Raw genomic sequence first — 22,475 nt, forward strand, 5'->3', positions numbered from 1 at the left:
CTCAAAACGTAATGCGGTTCATGTAATTGCCGAACGCCTGCAAGTAGCGCGGGATCGGAATCAGGAAGGCGTCGTGGCCTTGCGGCGCGTCGATTTCCAGGTAGCAGACGTCCTTGCGCGCAGCCATCAGCGCGTCCACCAGTTCTCGTGAACGAGCCGGGGAGAAGCGCCAGTCGGTGGTGAACGACATCACGCAGAACTTGGCGGTGGCATTGGCGAAGGTCTTGGCCAGGTCATCGTCGAAGCTGGCTGCCGGATCGAAATAGTCCAGGGCCTTGGTCATCAGCAGGTAGGTGTTGGCGTCGAAACGCCCGGAGAACTCTTCACCCTGATAGCGCAGGTAGCTTTCGACCTGAAACTCGACGCTGTGAAAGTCGTAGTTGAGCTTCTCGCTTTTCAGGCCTCGACCGAATTTCTCGCCCATGGAGTCGTCGGACAGGTATGTGATGTGCCCGACCATCCGCGCCAGCATCAGCCCGCGCTTGGGGATCACGCCTTGCTCCTGGAACGAACCGCCGTGGAACTCGGGGTCGGTGAGGATCGCCTGGCGCGCCACTTCGTTGAAAGCGATGTTCTGCGCCGACAGCTTGGGTGCCGAGGCGATGGCCAGGCAATGGCGCACGCGGTCCGGGTAAGTAATGGTCCACTGCAACGCCTGCATGCCGCCCAGGCTGCCGCCGATGACAGCGGCCCATTGGCCGATGCCGAGCCGGTCCGCCAGGCGCGCCTGGCTGTGCACCCAGTCTTCCACGGTCAGCACCGGGAAGTCGGCGCCGAATGGCTTGCCGGTTTCCGGGTTGGTGCTGCTCGGGCCGGTGGAGCCGTTGCAGCCGCCGAGGTTGTTCAGGCTGACGACAAAGAACTTGTTGGTGTCGATGGGCTTGCCAGGGCCGATGCAGCTGTCCCACCAACCGGGCTTGCGGTCGTCGGGGCTGTGGAAGCCGGCCGCGTGGTGGTGGCCGGACAAGGCGTGGCAGATCAGCACGGCATTGCTCGCCGTGGCGTTCAGCGTGCCGTAGGTCTCGTAAATCAGGTCATAGGCCGCGAGCGAACGACCGCAGGCCAACGCCAGGGGTTCGCTGAAGTGCGCCGTTTGCGGCGTCACCAGACCAACAGAATCGGGGGGAAAGGCAGCTGGCATCGACCCTGCTCTCGTTGAAATGAGGCGTAAGTCTAAAGACCGCTGGGGTTAGCGGCAAGCAAAGGCCGGGCCTGTTTTTTCCCAGGTAGACCGAGGCGCGCCATTCGCGAGCAGGCTCGCTCCCACAGGGGGAGATGCATTCCCATGTGGGAGCGAGCCTGCTCGCGAAGAACGATGACGCGGTTAGCCAGAATCAGATCAGGCCAAACAGTTCCTTCGGCATCAGCGCGTAGTACGCCAGGCGCGGAATCAGCCAGCTTTGCAGCAATTGCAGGGCGATAAACGCGAAGATCGGCGAGATGTCGAGGCCGCCCAGGTTTGGAATGATTCGGCGGAACGGCGCGAGTACCGGCTCAGAAATCTGCTGGACCAGTTCCGCGCCCGGGTTATGGCTGCCCGGAGCGACCCAGGACAGGATCACGCTGATGATCATCGCCCAGAACAGGATCTTCAAAAACAGCGCGAAGATACCGATCAGCGCCCATGGCGCCAGTAACAGCACATCGATGTCGTTGCCTCTGAGCAGCAGGATGACCGCGAACAGTGCCATCTGCACCAGCAGCGCCAATACCAACGAGGACATGTCCAGGCCGAACATGCTCGGGATGACCCGGCGCAGTGGCTTGAGCAGCGGTTGGGTGGCCTTCACGGCGAACTGGCAGAGCGGGTTGTAGAAGTTCGCCCGCACCAATTGCAGGATGAAGCGCAGCAACACGATCAGCAGATACAGGCTGCCCAGGGTTTGAATCACAAAAATGGCAGCGTCATTGAGTCCGAGCATTATTGATTCCTTTTTAAGTGCTGATTAGCGACCGAGTTGCTCAGCCATCTCGGCGGAGCGGTGCGCGGCGGCGCCGAGTGCTTTTTCGACCAGTGCTTCGAAGCCATCGGCCTGGAACGACTTGATGGCTGCTTCCGTAGTGCCCGCGGGCGAAGTGACGCGACGACGCAACTCAGCGGCGTCGACGTCGCTGGCCACGGCCATGTGCGCGGCGCCCAGAGCGGTTTGCACGGTCAGTCGGGCGGCGATGTCCGCCGGCAGGCCGAGCTTCACGCCGGCGGCGGTCATGGCTTCGATCAGCAGGAAGAAGTACGCAGGGCCTGAGCCGGAAACGGCGGTGACCGCGTCCAGTTGCTGCTCTTCGTTCAACCACAGCGCGATGCCAACGGCTGACAGCAGGTCTTCCGCCTGTTGACGTTGCTCGACGGAGACCCCGGCGGTGGCAAACAAACCGCTCACACCCTGACGCAGCAGCGCGGGGGTGTTGGGCATGCAGCGCACGATTGGTTGGGCGCCGAGCCAGTTGTTCATGCTGGCGCAGGTGATGCCGGCCGCGATCGAAACCACCAGTTGCCCAGGCTTCAGGCTTGGGCGGATGGCTTCACAGACGGTTTTCATCGCCTGGGGTTTGACCGCCAGCACGACCACATCGGCGCCTTCAATGGCTTGGGCGTTATCGGCGAACACTTCAATGCCGTGTTCGGCGCTCACGCGGGCTCGGGTTTCTTCACCCGGGTCACTGGCGCGGATCTGCGCGGCGTCCAGACCTTTGGCCCGCAGGCCGCCGATCAGGCTGGCGGCCATGTTGCCGGCACCGATAAAGGCAATACGCGTCTTGCTCATGTCAGGTCCTTATAAAGAAAGAATTTAAGGCTGGCCGTAGTCACGGGCACCGAATAAAGCCGTGCCGATACGGACCCAAGTGGCACCCTGGGCGATGGCCGATTCGAGATCGTGGCTCATGCCCATGGAAAGTGTGTCGAGCGGTAGATTGAGGCTGGCTTGCAGTTTTTGTACGGCAGCAAAAGCAGCATCTTGTTCGGCGCGTTCTTCAGTCGGCTCGGGTATGGCCATCAACCCGCGCAATTTCAGGCGCGGCAGGGCACTGATGGCGTTGGCCAGGGCCGGCAGGTCGGCCGGGGTGCAGCCGGATTTGCTGGCTTCACCGCTGACGTTGACCTGAATGCAGATGTTCAAAGGCGGCAGATCGGCCGGGCGTTGCTCGGACAGGCGTTGTGCAATTTTCAGGCGATCCACGGAATGCACCCAGTCGAAGTGCTCGGCGATGGCGCGAGTCTTGTTCGATTGAATGGGGCCGATGAAGTGCCAGATCAAGGGCAGGTCGGCCAATTCGAGCTGCTTGCCCAACGCCTCCTGCAGGTAGTTTTCACCAAAGTCGCGCAGGCCGGCGGCATAGGCTTCGCGCAGGTCCTGTGCGGGTTTGGTCTTGCTCACGGCCAGGAGCTGGACGCTATGTTCGTCACGATTGGCGGCGAGTGTTGCGGCATGTATGCGCGAACTAACCAGTTCAATGTTGTCTGCTATGGTGGACATTCAAGAGGCGCCAGCAGGTCTGAGGTTGGCGGCATTCTACTGGAATTGAGGGGGGCTATGGATATCACTGAGTTGCTGGCGTTCAGTGCCAAACAAGGCGCTTCCGACCTGCACCTGTCCGCTGGCCTGCCACCGATGATCCGCGTCGACGGCGATGTGCGGCGTATCAATCTGCCGCCCCTGGACCACAAGGAAGTGCAGGCACTGATCTACGACATCATGAACGACACCCAGCGGGTGGACTTCGAAAAGCACCTGGAAACCGACTTTTCCTTCGACGTGCCCGGTGTGGCGCGTTTCCGGGTCAATGCTTTCAACCAGCGCCGCGGCGCCGGCGCGGTGTTCCGTACGATCCCGTCCAGGGTCCTGAGCATGGATGAACTGGGCATGGGTGACGTGTTCCGCAAGATGACCGACGCGCCCCGTGGCCTGGTGCTGGTGACCGGGCCGACCGGTTCCGGCAAGTCCACCACGCTGGCGGCGATGATCGACTACCTGAACAGCCATCGTCATCACCACATCCTCACCATCGAAGATCCGATCGAGTTCGTTCACGAGTCGCGCAAATGCCTGATCAATCAGCGCGAAGTCCACCGCGACACCCGCAGCTTCGCCACCGCCCTGCGCTCGGCCCTGCGCGAGGACCCGGATGTGATTCTGGTGGGCGAGATGCGCGACCTGGAGACCATTCGCCTGGCACTGACCGCCGCCGAAACCGGTCACCTGGTATTCGGTACGCTGCACACCACATCGGCGGCGAAAACCATCGACCGGATCGTCGACGTGTTTCCGGGGGACGAGAAATCCATGGTGCGCTCGATGCTCTCCGAATCGTTGCTGGCGGTGGTGTCGCAGACGCTGGTCAAGAAAATCGGCGGCGGGCGTATAGCTGCCCACGAAATCATGCTGGGTACGTCGGCGATCCGTAACCTGATCCGTGAAGACAAGGTGGCGCAGATGTACTCATCGATTCAGGCGGGCGGGTCGTTGGGAATGCAGACGCTGGATATGGGCTTGAAGGATTTGGTTGCCCGGGGGGTGGTCAGTCGCGAGCAGGCGCGGGAGAAGGCGCGGTCGCCGGATAATTTTTGAGGGGACTCAGAAATGCCATCGCGGCAAGCCCGCTCCCACAAGGATTGCGTACATCCTGTGGGAGCGGGCTTGCCCGCGATGAGGCCATCATAAGCAATGAAAACTCCAGGTCAGCCCCGGAAACTCAAATCAGCGCTGAACAACCTGCAACGCTTTCGGTTCTTTCGGCAGAACCCGTTTGGCAACCACGTAGTTCTTTTCCCAATACGGTTTCTTCAAGGTGTCGATGGTCACCGACTTGCCACGACGAGGCGCGTGGATGAAGCGGTCGTTGCCCAGGTAGATGGCAACGTGATTGACTCGACGGCTCTTGATGTTGAAGAAAATCAGGTCGCCCGGCTTGAGGTCCTTGCGATCGACTTTCTCGCCATGACCGCTGGCCATGGCATTGGATGTGCGTGGCAGGTCAAATGAGGCGTCATTGAACGCGTATTTCACCAGGCCGCTGCAGTCGAAACCTTTGCTCGGGCTGCTGCCGCCCCAACGGTAAGGAGTACCGAGGACGTTGACGGCGCGGCTCAGGACGTTGCTGCTTTCCTTGGTCCCCATTGGCGGAACCAGGCTGCTCTTGCTGATCAGCTGAGGAGCGTTCCTGAGCGATTTCTTGCTTTTGCTCGAAGGAGCCGAAGCATGGGATTTTGGGGTGTAACCATTAACGTTCGGAAGACGTTGCTCACGATTGGTGGCGTGGGCGGCCAGTGGCAATAATAGGCAAATGGTTAGCCATGTCTTGAAAAATGGACGCATTAGGCAAGGCTCGTATGGGTTAGCGCGCAACTTTATAACAGCTTTTTTTTGCATTCCGAGGCCGTTTGTCGATTCCATCGGGGTCTAACGGAACCAAATAAGCGGTAAATTGACGCAGTTGTCTGACAGAAGTCAGGTGCCATAAGGGTTTGGCGGAAGGGACAGTAGCAGTTGCCATACGTCGGCTGCTCGTAAAAAAGTCACAAAGATTTAAAGAATATTTATCTATCGTGTGAATCGAGGTTCTCCATGAACACCTATCAACCGCCTGTCCTGCACCAAGACACACACAGCAAAGTGATCGGTTACTTGCTGTGGATTTTCGGTTTTACCGGTGCTCACCGCTTCTATTACGGCAAGCCGGTGACCGGGACGATCTGGTTCTTCACCTTCGGATTGCTGGGGATTGGCTGGTTGATCGACCTGTTCCTGATCCCGGCCATGGACCGCGAAGCGGACCTTCGGTTCACCGCCGGGCCGATCGAATACAACGTTGCGTGGATTCTGCTGACGTTTCTCGGGGTATTCGGCATACACCGGATGTATCAGGGGAAATGGATCAGCGGATTGTTGTACCTGCTGACCGGCGGGCTGTTCTTCCTGGGAGTGTTGTATGACTTCTGGACGCTGAATGATCAGGTTTCCCTGCGTAACGCCCAGCGTCGCTGATTAATTGTGGCGAGGGAGCAAGCTCCCTCGCCACAGGGTTACGCCTGGTGGCTGATCCGGCCGTCCACCAGGGTATAGCGCACCACGCCCGGCAGGCTGTGGCCAATGAACGGGCAGTTCTCGCCTTTGGACAGCCAGGTCTCACCGGCCACGGTCGAAGCCGCAGGATCGAACAGCACGATATCCGCCGCCCCACCCACCGCCAGTTTGCCGGCCGGCAGGCGCAACGCCTCGGCAGGGCCGGCGCTCAGACGTGCCAGCAACGTCGGCAAGTCCAACAAGCCATCTTCTACCAGCGTCATCGCCAATGGCAGCAGCAATTCAACGCTGCTGATTCCAGGCTCGGTGGCACCGAATGGCGCCAGTTTGGCGTCTCGCTCGTGGGGTTGGTGATGGCTGGAGATGGCCGAGACCACGCCCGATTTCACCGCTTCACGCAGGCCGTCGCGGTCGGCGCGGGTACGCAACGGCGGCTGGACGTGATACAGGCTGCTGAAGTCGATCAGGGCTTCGTCGGTGAGGATCAGCTGATACAGCGCCACGTCGGCCGTGACCTTCAAACCACGGGCCTGTGCCTGGGCGATCAGGGCCACGCCGCGTGCGCTGGTGAGCTGGCTGAAGTGCGCGCGCACGCCGGTTTGTTCAACCAGCAGAAGATCCCGGGCCAGGGCGACGGTTTCGGCGGTTTCCGGAATGCCCGGCAGGCCGAGGAAGCTCGCGGTCGGGCCTTCATGGGCCAGACCGCCTTCAGCGAGGTCGTGATCCTGGGAGTTGAAAATCACCGTCAGGTCGAAGGTGGCCGCGTAGTCCAGCGCACGGCACAGGGTACGGGTGTTGCGGAAACTCTCCAGCCCGTTGCCGAAGGCCACGCAACCGGCATCGCGCAGGGCGACCAGTTCGGCCAGCTGTTCGCCATCCAGACCCTTGCTCAGCGCGCCGATCGGGAACACTTTGGTGTTGCCGGCTTCGCGGGCGCGGTCGAGGATCAATTCGGCCACCGCCGAAGTATCCAGAACCGGTTTGGTTTTCGGCGGGCAGCACAGGCTGGTGATGCCACCGGCCGCGGCGGCACGGGTTTCACTGGCGATCGAGCCTTTGCGGCTGTAGCCCGGTTCGCGCAGGGCGACGCTGAGATCGACCAGGCCAGGGGCGGCCACCAAGCCTTTGGCGTCGAGGGTATCGACGGCGACAAAACCGGCGGGCGCGGCGCCGATGGCGATGATCTTGCAGGCTTCAATATGGATATCGGTGACTTGATCCAGGCCGCTGGCCGGATCGATGACGCGGGCGCCGAGTATGCTGAGCTTCACTGAAGGTTCTCCTGCTCGAATTGGCGCTGCGCAGTCTGCCCGCTCATGGCCATGGACAAAACGGCCATGCGAATCGCGATGCCGTAGGTCACCTGGTTGAGGATCACCGAGTGCGGGCCGTCGGCCACCGCCGACTCAATCTCCACGCCACGGTTGATCGGTCCCGGGTGCATCACGATGGCATCGGGCTTGGCGCCGGCCAGGCGCGCGGTGGTCAGGCCGAACAGGCGGTAGAACTCGCCTTCGCTGGGCAGCAGGCCGCCGGTCATGCGCTCACGCTGAAGACGCAGCATGATCACCACGTCGACGTCTTTCAGGCCTTCGGTCATGTCGGTGTAGACCTTCACGCCGTATTGCTCGATGCCGATCGGCAACAGGGTTTTCGGCGCGATGACGCGGATGTCCGGGCAGCCGAGGGTTTTCAGCGCCAGCATGTTCGAGCGCGCCACCCGTGAATGCAGGATGTCGCCGACGATGGCTACCGAGAGGTTTTCGAAACCGCCCTTGTGCCGGCGGATGGTGAGCATGTCGAGCATGCCCTGGGTCGGGTGGGCGTGACGGCCGTCGCCGCCGTTGATGATCGCCACTTGCGGGCACACATGCTCGGCGATGAAGTGCGCGGCGCCGGAATCACCGTGGCGCACGACGAACATGTCGGCGGCCATCGCTTCCAGGTTGCGCAGGGTGTCGAGCAGGGTTTCGCCCTTGCTTGCCGACGATGTCGACACGTTTAGGGTGATCACGTCCGCCGACAGGCGCTGGGCCGCCAGTTCGAAGGTGGTGCGGGTGCGGGTGGAGTTCTCGAAGAACACGTTGCACACGGTTTTGCCGCGCAACAACGGGACCTTTTTTACTGCCCGGGCGCCGACTTCAAGGAAGGAGTCGGCGGTGTCGAGGATTTCCGTCAGCAACTCGCGGCGCAAACCGTCGAGCGAGAGGAAGTGGCGCAGCTGGCCCTGATCATTGAGCTGCAGCGGGCGCTTGGTTTCTAGAGGCGTCATCGCAAGGGGGACTCTCAATAGGGCGAATTAAAGGGCGAGGTCTTGCAGTTCGAGCGCAAGCTCCGGGCCGGACAACTTCACCCGTTCGTGGGCCGCCAGGGACAGGGTCGCGCCCAGCACGTTCGGGCGGATCGGCAGCTCGCCGGCGTCCAGATCCAGCAGGCACACCAGTGTCACGCTGGCCGGGCGGCCGTAGTCGAAGAGTTCGTTCATGGCGGCGCGGATGGTCCGACCGCTCATCAACACGTCGTCGATCAGCACCAGGTGCTGGCCTTCGATTTCGAACGGCAGGGCCGAGGGGCGCACTTGTGGGTGCAGGCCGTTCTGGCTGAAGTCGTCGCGGTAAAAAGAAACGTCGAGCGTGCCGAGGGGCTCATTGTTGCCCATCTCTTTGAGCAAGGCCTGGGCGACCCAGACGCCGCCGGTACGGATACCGATGTAGCGCGGTTCGCTGATGCCGCGTTTGGCCAGGTAGGCTTCAAGCCGGATCGCCATCTGGCTGATCAGTTCGGCGGGATTTGGCAGGCTCATGGTTGCTCCTTCTTGGGCCCGAGACGGGTGTCGCTTGAGATGGCTCGGGTTGCAGCTATAAAGAGACGCTTGGCGGCTCTTCAGGATTAGTGACGTCAGGATTCGAACAGCGCGCTGTTTTCGTCGAGCCAGCCTTGCAGCAGCAGGGCGGCGGCGATGGCGTCGACCGGGTTGTCGCGGTAGCTGCCCTTCTGCCCGCCACGGGCCAGGCGTTCGCCCTTGGCTTCGAAAGTGGTCAGGCGCTCATCGTGGGTGTAGAAGGGCAGGTTGAAGCGACCGTTCAGGCGGCGGGCGAATTTTTCCGCACGCACGCACATGTCGCTGGGCGTGCCATCCATGTTTAGCGGCAGGCCGACCACTACGGCATCGGGCTTCCATTCTTTGATCAGCGCTTCGACCTGATCCCAGTCGGGAATGCCGTTCTGCGCTTTCAAGGTGCACAGCTCGCGGGCCTGGCCGGTAATCACCTGGCCGACCGCGACGCCGATCTGTTTGGTGCCGTAGTCAAAACCCAGAATCAGCCGCAGGGCCATCAGGCGTGCCCCGCCTGACTGGTGAGCAGGCTGAGGTTGACACCCAGGTGCTTGGCCGCCGCTTCCAGGCGTAGCTCGCTGCTGGTGTTGAACAGGATGTCGGCGTCGAACGGGCAGGTCAGCCAGGCGTTCTGGGCCAGCTCGGCTTCCAGCTGGCCGGCTTCCCAACCGGCGTAGCCGAGGGCAATCAGGCTTTTTGCCGGGCCGACGCCATCGGCGATGGCGAACAGTACGTCTTGGGAGGTCGACAAGGACAAGTCACCTTCCAGATCAACGGTCGCCTGAAAGGTCTTGCCCGACGGATGCAGAACAAAGCCGCGATCGGTCTGAACCGGCCCGCCGATGAAAATCGGCACATGCTGGCAGAGGACCGGCGGTACGATGTTGGGGCGCAATTGCTCGAGGATATCGGCCAGGTTCAGGTCCTGCGGGCGGTTGACCACCAGCCCCATGGCACCATTGGCCGTGTGCTCGACGATGTAGGTCAAGGTGTGCGCAAAGTTCGGGTCGACCATGTGAGGCATGGCGATCAGGAAGTGATGCTTGAGGTAGCTGGGGCTGACGTTTTTCATGAGCGCTAGTGTGGCGTTGGAGGGGCGAACTGACAAGCTGGGGATGCCTCAATTTGGCAGTCGGCACAGATCAAATGTGGGAGCGGGCTTGCTCGCGAAGGCGTTGTGTCAGTCGACATCAAAGTTGAATGAACGACCGTATTCGCGAGCAAGCCCGCTCCCACAGGGGATTTGTGGGGGTCAATTGCTTGAGAGGCGATCCCCGCGTGCAAATTTCCAGGTGCGGATGATCTCCAGACGGTCGATATCCGACAAATCCCCGGTAAAGGGTGCGAACGGCGCCGCCAGGCGCACGATGCGCTGGGCCGCCTGATCCAGCAGCGGTTGCCCGGAGGACTCCAGTACCAGGACCTCATACAGCGAGCCGTCACGGTTGATCGACACCATCAGGCGCAAGTTGCCGTAAATCTGCTTGCGCCGGGCTTCGTCGGGGTAGTTGAGGTTGCCGATGCGCTCGACCTTCTTGCGCCATTCGTCTTTATACCAGGCGCCCTTGTCGCGCATGGTCGAGGCGGCGCTCAGGCGGTGGATGCGCGGTCGCTTGGCGTACAACTGTTGTTCGTTGGCCAGTTCCGCTTCCAGGCTGGCGATGTCGCTCGACAGCTGTTCAGCATCGAACGTCGGCGCGGCCACTGCCGGTTTGGTGACGGGCTTGGGTTCTTCGGTTTTTGTGGCGGCTTTTTTCGGCTTCGGCGCGACGGTGGTCACGGCCGCCTTGGGCGCTGCTTCCTGCACTTCAGGCTTGGCTGCCGGTGGGGGCGTGACTTTCTGCACCTTGTTGTCCTGGAAAGGCGCGACCTCGGTGGTCTTGGGGATGGCCTTTTTATCCAGGGTGCCGCTGCCTTGCTGATTCTCTTGAGCAAGAAAATCGGCCTTTTCCGGCTTCTTTTCGCTTTTGAACGTGGCGAGGGTGATTTCCAGGGTTTTGCTGATCTGCTGGGGTTCGACCACTGTAAAACCGACGCCCAACAGCAGCGCCAAGTGCACCAGCGCCGCCAGAAACAGGGTAAAACCGAGGCGATCGGCCGGGCGCACGCCGCTATGGGCGAGATCGGGGGGCAGATCGGACGGGAGGGTCATGACAAGGAAACCAACATCGCGTTTTCACAGGCCGCGCATGATAACGCAATGTTGGTTTGGCTAATCAACGTGCCTTGAGCTTCTGATCGATGGCATCCATCAGCAGGCCGCCGATGTCGGTGCCGAACGCATTGTCGATCTCGCGGATGCAGGTCGGGCTGGTGACGTTGATTTCCGTCAGGTGCTCGCCGATCACATCGAGGCCGACGAACAGCAGGCCTTTTTCCCGCAGGGTCGGACCGACTTGCGCGGCAATCCAGCGATCCTTCTCGGTCAGCGGACGCGCTTCGCCACGGCCGCCGGCGGCGAGGTTGCCACGGGTTTCGCCAGCGGCGGGAATGCGCGCCAGGCAGTAGTCCACCGGCTCGCCGTCGATCATCAGGATGCGCTTGTCGCCATCGACAATGGCCGGAAGATAGCCCTGGATCATGATCTGCTGCTGACCATGCAGCGTCAGGGTTTCGAGAATCACCGACAGGTTCGGGTGACCCGCGGTGTGGCGGAAGATCGAGGAGCCGCCCATGCCATCCAGCGGCTTGAGGATGACGTCACCGTGATGATCGGCGAATTCGCGCAGGACATCCGGACGGCGGCTGACGATGGTTGGCGGCGTGCACTGCGGGAACAGCGTGGCGAACAGTTTCTCGTTGCAGTCGCGCAGGCTCTGCGGTTTGTTGACCACCAGCACGCCGGCGCTTTCGGCTTGTTCCAGCAAATAGGTGGAATAGACGAACTCCATGTCGAACGGCGGATCCTTGCGCATCAGGATCACGTCCAGATCGCTCAGCGGCGCGTCGTTTTCGGCGCCCAGCTCGAACCATTTTTCCGGGTTGGCAAACACTTTCAGCGGACGCATCCGCGCCCGGGCCTGGCCTTCGGCCTGGTACAGGTCGCGCTGTTCCATATAGAACAGTTCCCAGCCACGCTTCTGCGCGGCCAGCAGCATGGCCAGCGAGCTATCCTTTTTATAGGAGATGCTGGCGATAGGGTCCATGACAATCCCGACGCGAACGCTCATTGGGTTTTCCTCGAAAATTGGCTACCGGAGTGGTATGAAAAAAGTGGCGTCAGAGTGGCGCTGCGTGGGTTTGCGGTCAAGGAAAAACCACCTCGAAGGTCGGCCGATAGATTGGCATTGGAGACTGTGCTAAAAAGGCTGCCATGTTGTGCTGGCCCTTGAGCATCAAGGGTTTGGGGCCCTCGACCCACCGCAAATGGACAAATAGATTCGTAAAGGCGACGGTAGAGCAATTATGGAACAGCAACCCAGCGCCTTGAAGGTCATGGTGATCGATGATTCGAAGACGATTCGCCGTACCGCCGAAACGCTGCTCAAGAACGTGGGGTGTGAGGTCATCACGGCCATCGACGGTTTCGATGCCCTGGCCAAGATTGCAGACAATCACCCCGGCATCATCTTCGTCGACATCATGATGCCGCGTCTGGATGGCTATCAGACCTGCGCTTTAATCAAGAACAACAGTGCGTTCAAGTCCACGCCAGTGATTATGCTGTCGTCCAAGGACGGGCTGTTCGACAAGGCCAAGGGGCGCATCGTCGGCTCCGACCAGTTTTTGACCAAGCCTTTCAGCAAGGAAGAACTGCTGAACGCGATACAGGCCCATGTTCCGGGCTTCGCCGCCGTTTTGCCGCAGTAAGACACCAGAAGTGATGCTCGGCCAACGGGCCTTGTGTCGACAAAAATGGGGAAGACCATGGCACGTATTCTGATCGTCGATGATTCGCCGACTGAAATGTACAAACTGACCGGCATGCTGGAAAAGCACGGTCATGAAGTATTGAAAGCCGAAAACGGCGCCGATGGCGTGGCACTGGCCCGTCTGGAAAAACCCGATGCAGTGTTGATGGACATCGTCATGCCCGGCCTCAACGGGTTCCAGGCAACGCGTCAGCTGACCAAAGATCCGGAAACCGGGCACATCCCGGTGATCATCATCACCACCAAGGATCAGGAAACCGACAAGGTCTGGGGCACGCGCCAGGGTGCCAAGGACTATCTGACCAAGCCGGTTGATGAAGAGACCCTGATCAGAACCCTGAACAACGTGCTGCCGGGTTGATTGTCCGGCCATGACCGAGTCGCTGACGGCCTTCGAGCTGCTGCTGCAGATCGACCAGCGCTGTCGTCTGCTGGCGGCGGACTTGCCGTCCCAGCCGACCCGACAGGACAGCTGGAGCGGTATCGGCTTTCGCCTGGGCGAACACTGGTACGTCGCGCCCATGGGCGAAGTCAGTGAAGTGCTGCATGAGCCGCGCTTTACCCAGGTGCCGGGCGTCAAGTCCTGGGTCAAGGGCGTGGCCAACCTGCGTGGGCGCTTGCTGCCGATCATGGATTTGAGTGCTTTCTTTTCGGGTAAAGAGTTCGGGCATGAGCTTTCGACGCCGCGCAAGCAGCAGCGGGTGTTGGTGGTGGAGCATCAAGAGGTGTTCGCCGGACTGATGGTCGATGAGGTCTTCGGCCTCCAGCATTTTGCCCGCAACAGCCTGAAGCCGGTGCCGGCAGATGAGGTGTCGGGGCCGATGTCGGCGTTTGTCGACGCTTGCTTTGAAGGCGAGCAGAGCTGGCGGGTGTTCAGCCCGTTTGCGCTGGTCAGGTCACAAGGCTTCATGAACATCGCGCTATAAACGCGGACCCTGTGGGAGCCGGGCTTGCCCGCGATGCAGGCGACTCGGTCTCACATTGAATCGAGGTAATGCCATCGCTGGCAAGCCAGCTCCCACAGGGATCGCGTCAGGTTAGAAGATGGTTGGTTAACAGGCGAAGACCGATGATAAAAGCTAAAACAGGCAAGCCAATGGAAGGGTCGCGCAGTCGTTCGCAGATCATCGCGCTGTTCATCGCGCTGATCATCTTCATCATGCTGTTGTTTGCCAACTTCGCGTACCTCAACACCCAGGCCACGTACGACAAACAGTACATCGGTCACGCCGGCGAGCTGCGTGTCTTGTCCCAGCGCATTGCCAAGAACGCCACCGAAGCCGCCGCCGGCAAGGCCGCGGCGTTCAAGCTGCTCAGCGATGCGCGCAATGATTTTGCCCAGCGCTGGAGCTATCTGAAAAAAGGCGACCCTTCCACCGGCCTGCCGCCGGCACCAGCGGTCGTGCGCCCGGAAATGCGCGCCGTGCAGATGGACTGGGAGCGCCTGCTGAAAAACACCGACGCCATTCTTTCCAGCGAGCAGACTGTGCTGTCGCTGCATCAAGTGGCCGCGACCCTGGCCGAAACCGTGCCGCAGTTGCAGGTCGAATACGAGAAAGTGGTGGAGATCCTCCTGCAGCGGGGCGCACCGGCTGCTCAGGTGGCGATGGCCCAGCGTCAATCACTGCTGGCCGAACGCATTCTGGGCGCTGTGAACACGGTGCTGTCCGGCGACGAAAACTCGCAGCAGGCGGCCGACGTCTTCGGTCGCGACGCGGCACGGTTCGGCCAGGTACTCAACGGCATGCTCCAGGGCAATGTGGCGCTGCGGGTCAGCCAGGTCGAAGACCGTGATGCGCGGGCGCGTCTGATGGAAATTTCCGAGCTGTTCGAGTTCGTTTCCGGCTCGGTGGATGAAATCCTCGAAACCTCGCCGGAGCTGTTCAAGGTCCGCGAGTCGGCCACCAGTATTTTCAGCCTGTCGCAGACCCTGCTCGACGAAGCCTCGCACCTGGCCGGCGGTTTCGAAAACCTCGCCAGCGGGCGCAACACCGACACCATTGGCGGTTATGTGCTGGGTCTGGCGGCATTGATGTCGATCATCCTCATCGGTCTGGTGATGGTCCGCGAAACAAATCGCCAGCTGCGGGAAACCGCCGAGAAGAACGAGCGCAACCAGAACGCGATCATGCGACTGCTCGACGAAATCGAAGACCTGGCCGACGGTGACCTGACCGTGACCGCCTCGGTGACCGAAGACTTCACCGGCACCATCGCCGACTCGATCAACTATTCCGTGGACCAGCTGCGCGATCTCGTGGCGACCATTAACCTGACGGCCGGCCAGGTCGCCGCCGCCGTGCAGGAAACCCAGGCCACCGCCATGCACCTGGCGCAGGCTTCGGAGCATCAGGCGCAGCAGATTTCCGAAGCCTCCACCGCGATCAACGACATGGCCGAATCCATCGATCAGGTGTCGGCCAACGCCGCTGAATCCTCGGCGGTGGCCGAACGTTCGGTGGAAATCGCCAACAAGGGCAACGAGGTGGTGCACAACACCATCCACGGCATGGACAATATTCGCGAACAGATCCAGGACACTGCCAAGCGGATCAAGCGTCTTGGCGAGTCTTCCCAGGAAATCGGCGATATTGTCAGCCTGATCGATGACATTGCCGATCAGACCAACATTCTCGCGCTCAATGCGGCGATCCAGGCGTCCATGGCCGGGGATGCCGGGCGCGGTTTCGCGGTGGTCGCCGACGAGGTGCAACGGCTGGCGGAGCGCTCTTCGGCCGCCACCCGGCAGATCGAAACCCTGGTGCGGGCGATCCAGACCGACACCAACGAAGCAGTCATCTCCATGGAACAGACCACCACTGAAGTGGTGCGCGGCGCACGTCTGGCGCAGGATGCGGGTGTGGCCCTGGAAGAAATCGAAGGGGTTTCCAAAACCCTGGCGGCACTGATCCAGAGCATTTCCAACGCCGCACAGCAACAGACGTCGTCTGCCGGTCAGATTTCCCTGACGATGAACGTGATCCAGCAGATCACCACGCAGACCTCGTCCGGTTCCACCGCCACCGCCGAGAGCATCGGCAACCTGGCAAAAATGGCCAGCCAGCTGCGGCGGTCGGTGTCCGGTTTCACCTTGCCGGCCACCAAGACACAGGTGACCGACAAAGTTTGAACCGCCTGCGGGCGCATGCAATTTGACTGAAGTGGGAACTGGAGTGGTTATGGGTGATCGGCACGACTATGTGGCCCTCGAATGGGTCAAAGGCGAGATTGCCGAAACGCTGAAGCAGGCTCATCACGCGATCGAAACCCAGCTTGATGATCCGCAGGCGACGCACGCCCTGAGCGATTGCCTGGCGTGCATCCATCAGGTTCACGGCAGTTTACAGATGGTCGAATTCTACGGCGCAGCCCTGCTCGCCGAAGAAATGGAGCAATTGACCGCCGCCTTGCAACACAATCGCGTCAGCCATCGTGACGAAGCGCTGCACTTGATGTTGCAAGCCCTGGGGCAACTGCCGATCTACCTCGACCGGGTTCAAGGCGCCCGTCGCGACTTGCCGCTGGTGGTGCTGCCGTTGATCAACGACCTGCGCAGTGCCCGTGGTGAAAGCCTGTTGTCGGAAACCAGCCTGTTCAGCCCGCAATGGCCGGACCTGCCACCCCTGGATGCCGAGTCCCTGGCGCTGCTGGAGCCGGCGGAACTGCCGAATGTACTGCGCAAGTTGCGGCAGATGCTGCAAATGGCCCTGGTCGGCTTGCTGCGCGAGCAGGATGACGACACCCACCTCGGGTATCTGGCCAAGGTGTTTTCCCGTCTTGAAAGCTTGTGCGGCAATGCGCCCCTGAGCCCGTTGTGGCAGGTCGCTTCGGCGCTGGTCGAAGGCATGCGTGGCGGTGCGATCGCCAACAGCCCGGCCTTGCGCAGTCTGTTCAAGGACGCCGACAAAGAACTCAAGCGCCTGCTCGAACAGGGCATGCCCGCGATCAATCAACCGGCGCCGCCGGAGCTGCTCAAGAGTTTGCTGTTCTACATTGCCAAAGCCGAACACCCCATCGGGCAGATGCTGACCATGAAAGATCGCTACGGACTGGATGACGCGCTGCCTGACAGCGCGATGGTCGATGAAGAGCGCGCGCGGCTGGCCGGCCCCGATCGCGATGCCATGCGCTCGGTATTGGCGGCGCTCTGTGAAGAGCTGGTGCGAGTCAAGGAGCGCCTGGACCTGTTCGTGCGTAGCGACCGGCAACACGCGTCGGACCTCGACAGCCTGCTGGCGCCGCTGCGGCAAATCGCCGACACCCTGGCGGTGCTGGGATTTGGCCAGCCGCGCAAGGTGATCATCGATCAACTGGCCGTGGTACTGAGCCTCGCCCAGGGCCAGCGCGCCCCCGATGACGCGATCCTCATGGACGTCGCCGGGGCCTTGCTCTACGTCGAAGCGACCCTGGCCGGTATGGTGGGCACCGTGGAGCCCGAGAGCCAGGAAGACAGCCGTCTGCCGACTACCGACCTGACGCAGATCCATCAGATCGTGATCAAGGAAGCGCGCATCTGCCTGCAAGAGGCCAAGGACATGATCGTCGATTACATCGACGCCGACTGGGACCGTCAGCATTTGCAGGCATTGCCGGCCTTGTTGACCCAGGTTCGTGGCGCGCTGGCGATGATCCCGTTGAACCGTGCGGCGGGCCTGATCGAAACCTGCAACCACTTCATCCGCGAACATTTGATGCTCGACCCTGGCCAGCCCGGCTGGCAGGAACTGGATAGCCTGGCCGACGTCATCGCCAGTCTTGAGTACTACCTCGAACGTCTCAACGACGACCCTGAAGCCCCCGGTGAACAGTTGCTCGACATCGCGGAAAAAAGCCTGGCATCCCTCGGCTTCTTTCCTAACGAAAAGCCCTGCGAACAACAGGTGCCGGTGCTTGAGGATGTGCTGAGCCCAAGCGAAGCGCAGATCATGCAACAAATGCAGGAACGGGATGCACAGGCGGTCGTCCAGACCCTGGCCGATGTGCTGGCCAGTCCGGTATCCGCCCTCAACCCGCCCGCGTTGACCACGCCGGGCAGCCTGTTGCCCCCGCCCGCCGGTGAGGAACCGGTAGACGACGAACTGCGGGAAGTGTTCCTCGAAGAAACCGACGAGGTGCTGGAAATCCTTCGGGAGTACTTGCCGCGCTGGTCGGCGAACCCTGAGTACACCTCGGCTTTGGGTGAAGTGCGCCGTGCCTTCCACACCCTCAAGGGCAGTGGCCGGATGGTCCGTGCGCTGGTGTTGGGTGAGCTGGCGTGGGCGGTGGAAAACCTGCTCAACCGCGTACTGGAACACAGCGTGGCGCCGGGCGCAGCGGTGCGACAATTGCTGGGTGATGTGCTGGTACTGTTGCCGGAACTGGTCACCGAATTTGCCGACAATGCCCAGCGCCAGCGCAACGATGTCGATCAATTGGCGGCCCGTGCCCATGCCTTGGCCAAAGGTGATGAGCCGGCTTCCGACGAAGACACGCAAGACGTCGCGGCGCTCGATCCATTGTTGCTGGAGATCTTCCGCAAAGAAGCCGAAACCCATTTGGCCAGCCTCAACCGCTTCCTCGATCAGGCCGCCGAACACATGCCCTTGCAGGCCAGTGACGAGTTGCTCCGCGCCTTGCACACCCTTAAGGGCAGCGCATCGATGGCCGGGGTCTTGCCGATTGTCGAACTCGCCACGCCGCTGGATCAAATGGCCCGGGAATACAAGGCCCACCAGATCGCCCTGGACCTGGACGAAGTTGACGTGCTGCTGGAAGCCGAAGGCTTGTTCCGCCTTGGCTTGCGCCAGCTCAAGACCGATCCCCTGGCTGAAATCCCCAGCGCCCATGCGTTGATCGAACAGGCCCGGGCGTTGCTGGCCGAGCGTCTGCAAGGCCTCTTGAATGCACCCAGCAGCGGTCCGCGGATCAAGCGTGATCCGCAGTTGATCAACAACTTCCTGGCCCAGGGCATGGACATCCTGCTGGACGCTGAAAGTCTGTTACAGCGCTGGCAGCAACACCCCGGCGAGCGTCAGGAGCTCAGCGCGCTGCTGGACGAATTGACCACCCTCGGCGAGGGCGCGCACCTGGCCGACCTGCATCCGGTGGACGAACTCTGCGAAGCCCTGCTCGACCTTTACGGTGCTGTGGAAGAAAGCAGCCTGGCCGTCAGCGAGACATTTTTCCACGAGGCGCAAAGTGCCCACGAAGCACTGATCAACATGCTCGACGAACTGGCTGCCGGCCAGGAAGTCAGCCCGCGCCCGGAGCGCATTCGTGCCTTGCACGGCTTGCTCGATCAGAGTCTCGATCCATCGGCCATGGGCCTGATCCGCAGCGACGGCAGCCGCACCCTGAGCATCCGTGATTTAGGCGACGCCACCGCAGAACTGGAGCAATCCATTGTGGGAGCTGGCTTGCCAGCGATGGACGTCAACGATGACGTGTTCTCACTGGATAAACGCGACGCCTATGAGACCATCACTGGCAAGCCAGCTCCCACAAAGGATCGCGCAGTCGAGCTCGATGATGAAATCGTTGCGATCTTCCTCGAAGAAGCCGTGGATATCCTCGACAGCGCCAACCAGGCGTTGCAACGCTGGTTAGGCGAGCCGCAGAACCCTGCACCGTTGTCGTCCCTGCAACGCGACTTGCACACCCTCAAGGGGGGTGCGCGGATGGCCGAGGTCGAGCCGGTCGGTGACCTGGCCCATGAACTGGAAAGCCTGTACGAAGGTTTGGTCGACCGCCGTTACAACTACAGCGAAGTGCTGGCGCAGTTGCTCCAGCACAGTCATGAGCGCTTGGCGCAATTGCTTGAGCAGCTGCAGCGCCATCAGCCGTTGGGCGATCCCGGTGAACTGGTCAAAGCGATTCGCGCCTTTCGCCAGGGCCACGCGGGCCACACCGACGTGATCGAGCCAGAGGCCGGCAACGACACGACTCATCATGACAGCGAGTTGCTGGATATCTTCCTCGAGGAAGGCTTCGACATCATCGAGAGTTCCGGCGCGGCGCTGGTGCGATGGCAGGCCGAGCCTTCGAACCGCCAGGACGTGGAAACCCTGCTGCGCGACCTGCACACCCTCAAGGGTGGTGCGCGCATGGTGGAAATCACCCCGATCGGCGATCTGGCCCATGAGCTGGAATTCCTCTACGAAGGTTTATCCACCGGCGTACTGAAACCCACGGCCACGTTGTTTGAATTGCTGCAACGCAGCCATGACCGGCTGGCGCAAATGCTCGACGCGGCCCGTGCCGGGGAACCGTTGCCGCCGGCGGACCGATTGCTTGATGCGATCAGGAATTTCAGCCATCCGGCGGTCCCTGAAATCCCGGCACCGGTCGTGCTGCCTGCTGCGATCAAAGCCGAGACGCCGCTGCTGCAACTGGACGCCGGTGCGGACATGGTCAAGGTCTCGGCGGAACTGCTCGACGACCTGGTCAACCTGGCGGGCGAAACGTCGATCTTCCGCGGCCGGATCGAACAGCAAGTCAGCGATGCCCAAACAGCCTTAAACGAAATGGAAACCACCATCGAGCGTATGCGTGATCAGTTGCGCCGCCTCGACACGGAAACCCAGGGCCGGATCCTCAGCCGCCAACAAGTCGACGCCGAACGCCTGGGTTACGAAGAATTTGACCCGTTGGAGATGGACCGGCACTCGCAGTTGCAGCAACTGTCCCGTGCCTTGTTCGAATCCGCCTCCGACTTGCTTGATCTCAAGGAAACCCTCGACCGGCGCAACCAGGATGCGGAAAACCTGCTGCAGCAACAGGGTCGCATCAACACCGAGTTGCAGGAAGGCCTGATGCGCATGCGCATGGTGCCCTTCGAAAGGATGTTGCCGCGCTTGAAGCGCATTGTTCGCCAGGTGTCCGAGGAGTTGGGCAAAGACGTCGAGTTCATCGTCGGCAACGCCGAAGGCGAAATGGATCGCAACGTGCTCGAACGCATGGCGGCGCCGCTGGAACACATGCTGCGCAACGCCGTGGACCATGGTCTGGAGTCCGCCGAGGCGCGCATCGCGGCGGGTAAACCGGCGCAGGGGCGGATCACCCTTGATCTGTCGCGCGAAGGCGGCGACATCATTTTCGATATCCGCGATGACGGTGCCGGGGTGCCGCTGGACGCGGTGCGACGCAAGGCCATCAAGCGTGGCTTGCTCGACCCGGACACCGAAATCAGCGACCGCGACGTGTTGCAGTTCATCCTGCAACCGGGGTTTTCCACCGCCGAGAAAATCACCCAGATCTCCGGACGTGGCGTCGGCATGGACGTGGTGCACGAAGAAGTGCGGCAACTGGGCGGCACCATGAGCATCGACTCCGTGGCCGGGCAGGGCGTGCATTTCCGTATCCGTCTGCCGTTTACCGTGTCGGTCAACCGGGCGTTGATGGTGCAATGCGGGGAGGATCAATATGCGATCCCGCTGAACACCATCGATGGCATCGTCCGCGTGTTGCCCAACGAACTCGAAGGGCATTTCCGCCTCGATCCGCCGACCTATGAATACGCCGGGCAACGCTATGAACTGTGCTATCTGGGCGAGCTGCTGAAAACCAGCCCCCGGCCAAAACTGTTGGGACAGAGCTTGCCGTTGCCGGTACTGCTGGTGCAATGCAACGAGCGCCATATCGCGGTGCAGGTCGATGCCATGGCCGGCACCCGCGAGATCGTGGTCAAGAGTCTCGGCCCGCAGTTCGCGGCGGTGCAGGGCGTCTCCGGGGCAACGATTCTGGGGGATGGCCGGGTGGTGCTGATTCTGGATCTGTTGGCGCCGATTCGCGCCCTGCAAGCCCATGTGCCGCAGCGCACGCCAAGCCACGACACTGAAATCGAGCCGCAACGACCGTTACTGGTGATGGTGGTCGACGATTCGGTCACCGTGCGCAAGGTCACCAGCCGTCTGCTCGAACGTCATGGCATGAACGTGCTGACGGCCAAGGATGGGGTCGACGCCATGCTGCTGCTCGAAGAACACATACCGGACGTCATGCTGCTGGACATCGAAATGCCACGCATGGACGGTTTCGAAGTGGCGACGCAAGTGCGCAACGATGAACGTTTGCAGCACCTGCCGATCATCATGATCACCTCCCGCACCGGCCAGAAACACCGCGACCGGGCCATGGCCATCGGCGTCAACGACTACCTCGGCAAGCCGTACCAGGAATCGGTACTGCTCGAAAGCATTGCCCTGTGGAGCAAAACCCATGCTTGAGCAGCGCATCAACCAGCGCAGCATCAACCTCACCGGCCTGCTGCTGCCCCTGGCCGACCGCAACCTGATCCTGCCCAACGTCGCCGTCGCCGAGCTGATCGACTACCAGCCCGCGGCGTTCGACCTCGATACGCCGCCGTGGTACCTGGGGCGCGTCACCTGGCGCAACCGGCAGATTCCCTTGCTCAGTTTCGAATCGGCGTGCGGCAATAAAATCGTCATCGGCGAACGTGCGCGAATCATCATCCTCAATGCGCTGGGAGGTCGTCCCGACCTGAAATTCATCGCGATGCTGGTCCAGGGCATTCCGCGCTCCTACAAGCTCGACAGCCAGCTGAGCTATGTCGACGTGCCATTGTGTTCGCTGGAAAAAGCGGCGGTGCAGGTGGCAGATCAGGTGGCCAAGGTGCCCGATTTAATAGCGCTGGAGGAGTTGTTGGTGAATGCCGGGCTAGTCTGACGGGCCCCTTCGCGAGCAGGCTCGCTCCCACAGGGGAATGCATTTCAAATGTGGAAGCGAGCCTGCTCGCGAAGGCGGCCT

At 61.4% G+C, this 22,475-nt stretch carries 20 protein-coding genes; 8 read left to right on the plus strand and 12 right to left on the minus strand.

Going from position 1 to position 22,475, the window contains the following annotated elements; translation table 11 throughout:
• Nucleotide 1 precedes the first annotated feature (1 nt).
• From FFS64_RS07935 to FFS64_RS07950, 4 genes are all read right to left on the minus strand, one after another.
• Nucleotides 2-1,141, minus strand: a complete 1,140-nt coding sequence (locus tag FFS64_RS07935) for a homoserine O-acetyltransferase (RefSeq protein WP_137804906.1) — start codon at nt 1,139-1,141, stop codon at nt 2-4.
• A gap of 193 nt (nt 1,142-1,334) precedes the next feature.
• Nucleotides 1,335-1,922, minus strand: a complete 588-nt coding sequence (locus FFS64_RS07940; protein WP_137804907.1) for a YggT family protein — start codon at nt 1,920-1,922, stop codon at nt 1,335-1,337.
• Nucleotides 1,923-1,946: 24 nt separating this feature from the next.
• Entirely contained in the window at nt 1,947-2,765 is an 819-nt protein-coding gene (gene proC / locus FFS64_RS07945; protein WP_137804908.1) for a pyrroline-5-carboxylate reductase, read from the minus strand.
• A gap of 24 nt (nt 2,766-2,789) precedes the next feature.
• On the minus strand, nt 2,790-3,476 hold the full coding sequence (locus FFS64_RS07950; protein ID WP_137804909.1) for a YggS family pyridoxal phosphate-dependent enzyme: 687 nt from the start codon (nt 3,474-3,476) through the stop codon (nt 2,790-2,792).
• Between the two features lie 57 nt (nt 3,477-3,533).
• Between FFS64_RS07950 and FFS64_RS07955 the strand changes: the two genes are divergently transcribed.
• Nucleotides 3,534-4,568, plus strand: a complete 1,035-nt coding sequence (locus FFS64_RS07955; protein ID WP_137804910.1) for a type IV pilus twitching motility protein PilT — start codon at nt 3,534-3,536, stop codon at nt 4,566-4,568.
• A 129-nt stretch (nt 4,569-4,697) separates the two neighbouring features.
• On the opposite strand, the gene FFS64_RS07960 is transcribed toward FFS64_RS07955, so the two are convergent.
• A complete protein-coding gene (locus FFS64_RS07960) occupies nt 4,698-5,315 on the minus strand; it encodes a C40 family peptidase (protein ID WP_137804911.1) in 618 nt (205 codons plus the stop codon).
• Nucleotides 5,316-5,564: 249 nt separating this feature from the next.
• On the opposite strand from FFS64_RS07960, the gene FFS64_RS07965 reads away from it, so the two are divergent.
• Nucleotides 5,565-5,984 carry a TM2 domain-containing protein gene (locus tag FFS64_RS07965; RefSeq protein ID WP_137804912.1) on the plus strand — a complete coding sequence of 140 codons (420 nt, stop codon included), beginning with the start codon at nt 5,565-5,567 and terminating at the stop codon, nt 5,982-5,984.
• Between the two features lie 38 nt (nt 5,985-6,022).
• Here the strand turns inward: FFS64_RS07965 and FFS64_RS07970 are convergent, their stop codons facing one another.
• The 7 genes from FFS64_RS07970 to gshB form a co-directional block, all read right to left on the minus strand.
• Nucleotides 6,023-7,294 carry a dihydroorotase gene (locus FFS64_RS07970; protein ID WP_137804913.1) on the minus strand — a complete coding sequence of 424 codons (1,272 nt, stop codon included), beginning with the start codon at nt 7,292-7,294 and terminating at the stop codon, nt 6,023-6,025.
• Nucleotides 7,291-8,295 (minus strand): aspartate carbamoyltransferase catalytic subunit, encoded by a 1,005-nt coding sequence (locus FFS64_RS07975; RefSeq protein WP_095196372.1) that lies wholly within the window; start codon nt 8,293-8,295, stop codon nt 7,291-7,293. The genes FFS64_RS07970 and FFS64_RS07975 overlap by 4 nt, the downstream gene beginning before the upstream one ends.
• A gap of 27 nt (nt 8,296-8,322) precedes the next feature.
• The gene (gene pyrR, locus FFS64_RS07980; RefSeq protein ID WP_095196373.1) at nt 8,323-8,826 is read right to left on the minus strand and encodes a bifunctional pyr operon transcriptional regulator/uracil phosphoribosyltransferase PyrR; all 504 of its coding nucleotides are present in this window, start codon (nt 8,824-8,826) and stop codon (nt 8,323-8,325) included.
• 95 nt (nt 8,827-8,921) lie between these two features.
• Entirely contained in the window at nt 8,922-9,359 is a 438-nt protein-coding gene (gene ruvX / locus FFS64_RS07985; protein WP_095196374.1) for a Holliday junction resolvase RuvX, read from the minus strand.
• The gene (locus tag FFS64_RS07990) at nt 9,359-9,931 is read right to left on the minus strand and encodes a YqgE/AlgH family protein (RefSeq protein ID WP_137804914.1); all 573 of its coding nucleotides are present in this window, start codon (nt 9,929-9,931) and stop codon (nt 9,359-9,361) included. Before FFS64_RS07990 ends, ruvX begins: the two co-directional genes overlap by 1 nt.
• Before the next feature lie 180 nt (nt 9,932-10,111).
• Nucleotides 10,112-11,011, minus strand: a complete 900-nt coding sequence (locus tag FFS64_RS07995) for an energy transducer TonB (RefSeq protein ID WP_137804915.1) — start codon at nt 11,009-11,011, stop codon at nt 10,112-10,114.
• Nucleotides 11,012-11,075: 64 nt separating this feature from the next.
• On the minus strand, nt 11,076-12,029 hold the full coding sequence (gene gshB / locus FFS64_RS08000) for a glutathione synthase (RefSeq protein ID WP_137804916.1): 954 nt from the start codon (nt 12,027-12,029) through the stop codon (nt 11,076-11,078).
• A 235-nt stretch (nt 12,030-12,264) separates the two neighbouring features.
• Between gshB and pilG the strand changes: the two genes are divergently transcribed.
• The 6 genes from pilG to FFS64_RS08030 all read left to right on the plus strand — a co-directional run bounded on the left by pilG (nt 12,265) and on the right by FFS64_RS08030 (nt 22,394).
• Nucleotides 12,265-12,669, plus strand: a complete 405-nt coding sequence (pilG, locus tag FFS64_RS08005; protein ID WP_046053663.1) for a twitching motility response regulator PilG — start codon at nt 12,265-12,267, stop codon at nt 12,667-12,669.
• A 57-nt stretch (nt 12,670-12,726) separates the two neighbouring features.
• Nucleotides 12,727-13,092, plus strand: coding sequence for a twitching motility response regulator PilH (pilH, locus tag FFS64_RS08010; protein ID WP_095196378.1), 366 nt, complete (start codon nt 12,727-12,729; stop codon nt 13,090-13,092).
• A 10-nt stretch (nt 13,093-13,102) separates the two neighbouring features.
• Nucleotides 13,103-13,657, plus strand: a complete 555-nt coding sequence (locus tag FFS64_RS08015) for a chemotaxis protein CheW (protein ID WP_137804917.1) — start codon at nt 13,103-13,105, stop codon at nt 13,655-13,657.
• Nucleotides 13,658-13,800: 143 nt separating this feature from the next.
• The gene (locus FFS64_RS08020) at nt 13,801-15,861 is read left to right on the plus strand and encodes a methyl-accepting chemotaxis protein (protein ID WP_137804918.1); all 2,061 of its coding nucleotides are present in this window, start codon (nt 13,801-13,803) and stop codon (nt 15,859-15,861) included.
• A gap of 49 nt (nt 15,862-15,910) precedes the next feature.
• On the plus strand, nt 15,911-21,934 hold the full coding sequence (locus FFS64_RS08025; RefSeq protein WP_137804919.1) for an Hpt domain-containing protein: 6,024 nt from the start codon (nt 15,911-15,913) through the stop codon (nt 21,932-21,934).
• Nucleotides 21,927-22,394: a chemotaxis protein CheW gene (locus FFS64_RS08030; RefSeq protein WP_095196382.1), complete on the plus strand. Its 468-nt coding sequence runs from the start codon at nt 21,927-21,929 to the stop codon at nt 22,392-22,394. The genes FFS64_RS08025 and FFS64_RS08030 overlap by 8 nt, the downstream gene beginning before the upstream one ends.
• Nucleotides 22,395-22,475 lie beyond the last annotated feature (81 nt).

This window comes from Pseudomonas sp. G(2018), assembly GCF_005502415.1.
GTDB lineage: Bacteria > Pseudomonadota > Gammaproteobacteria > Pseudomonadales > Pseudomonadaceae > Aquipseudomonas.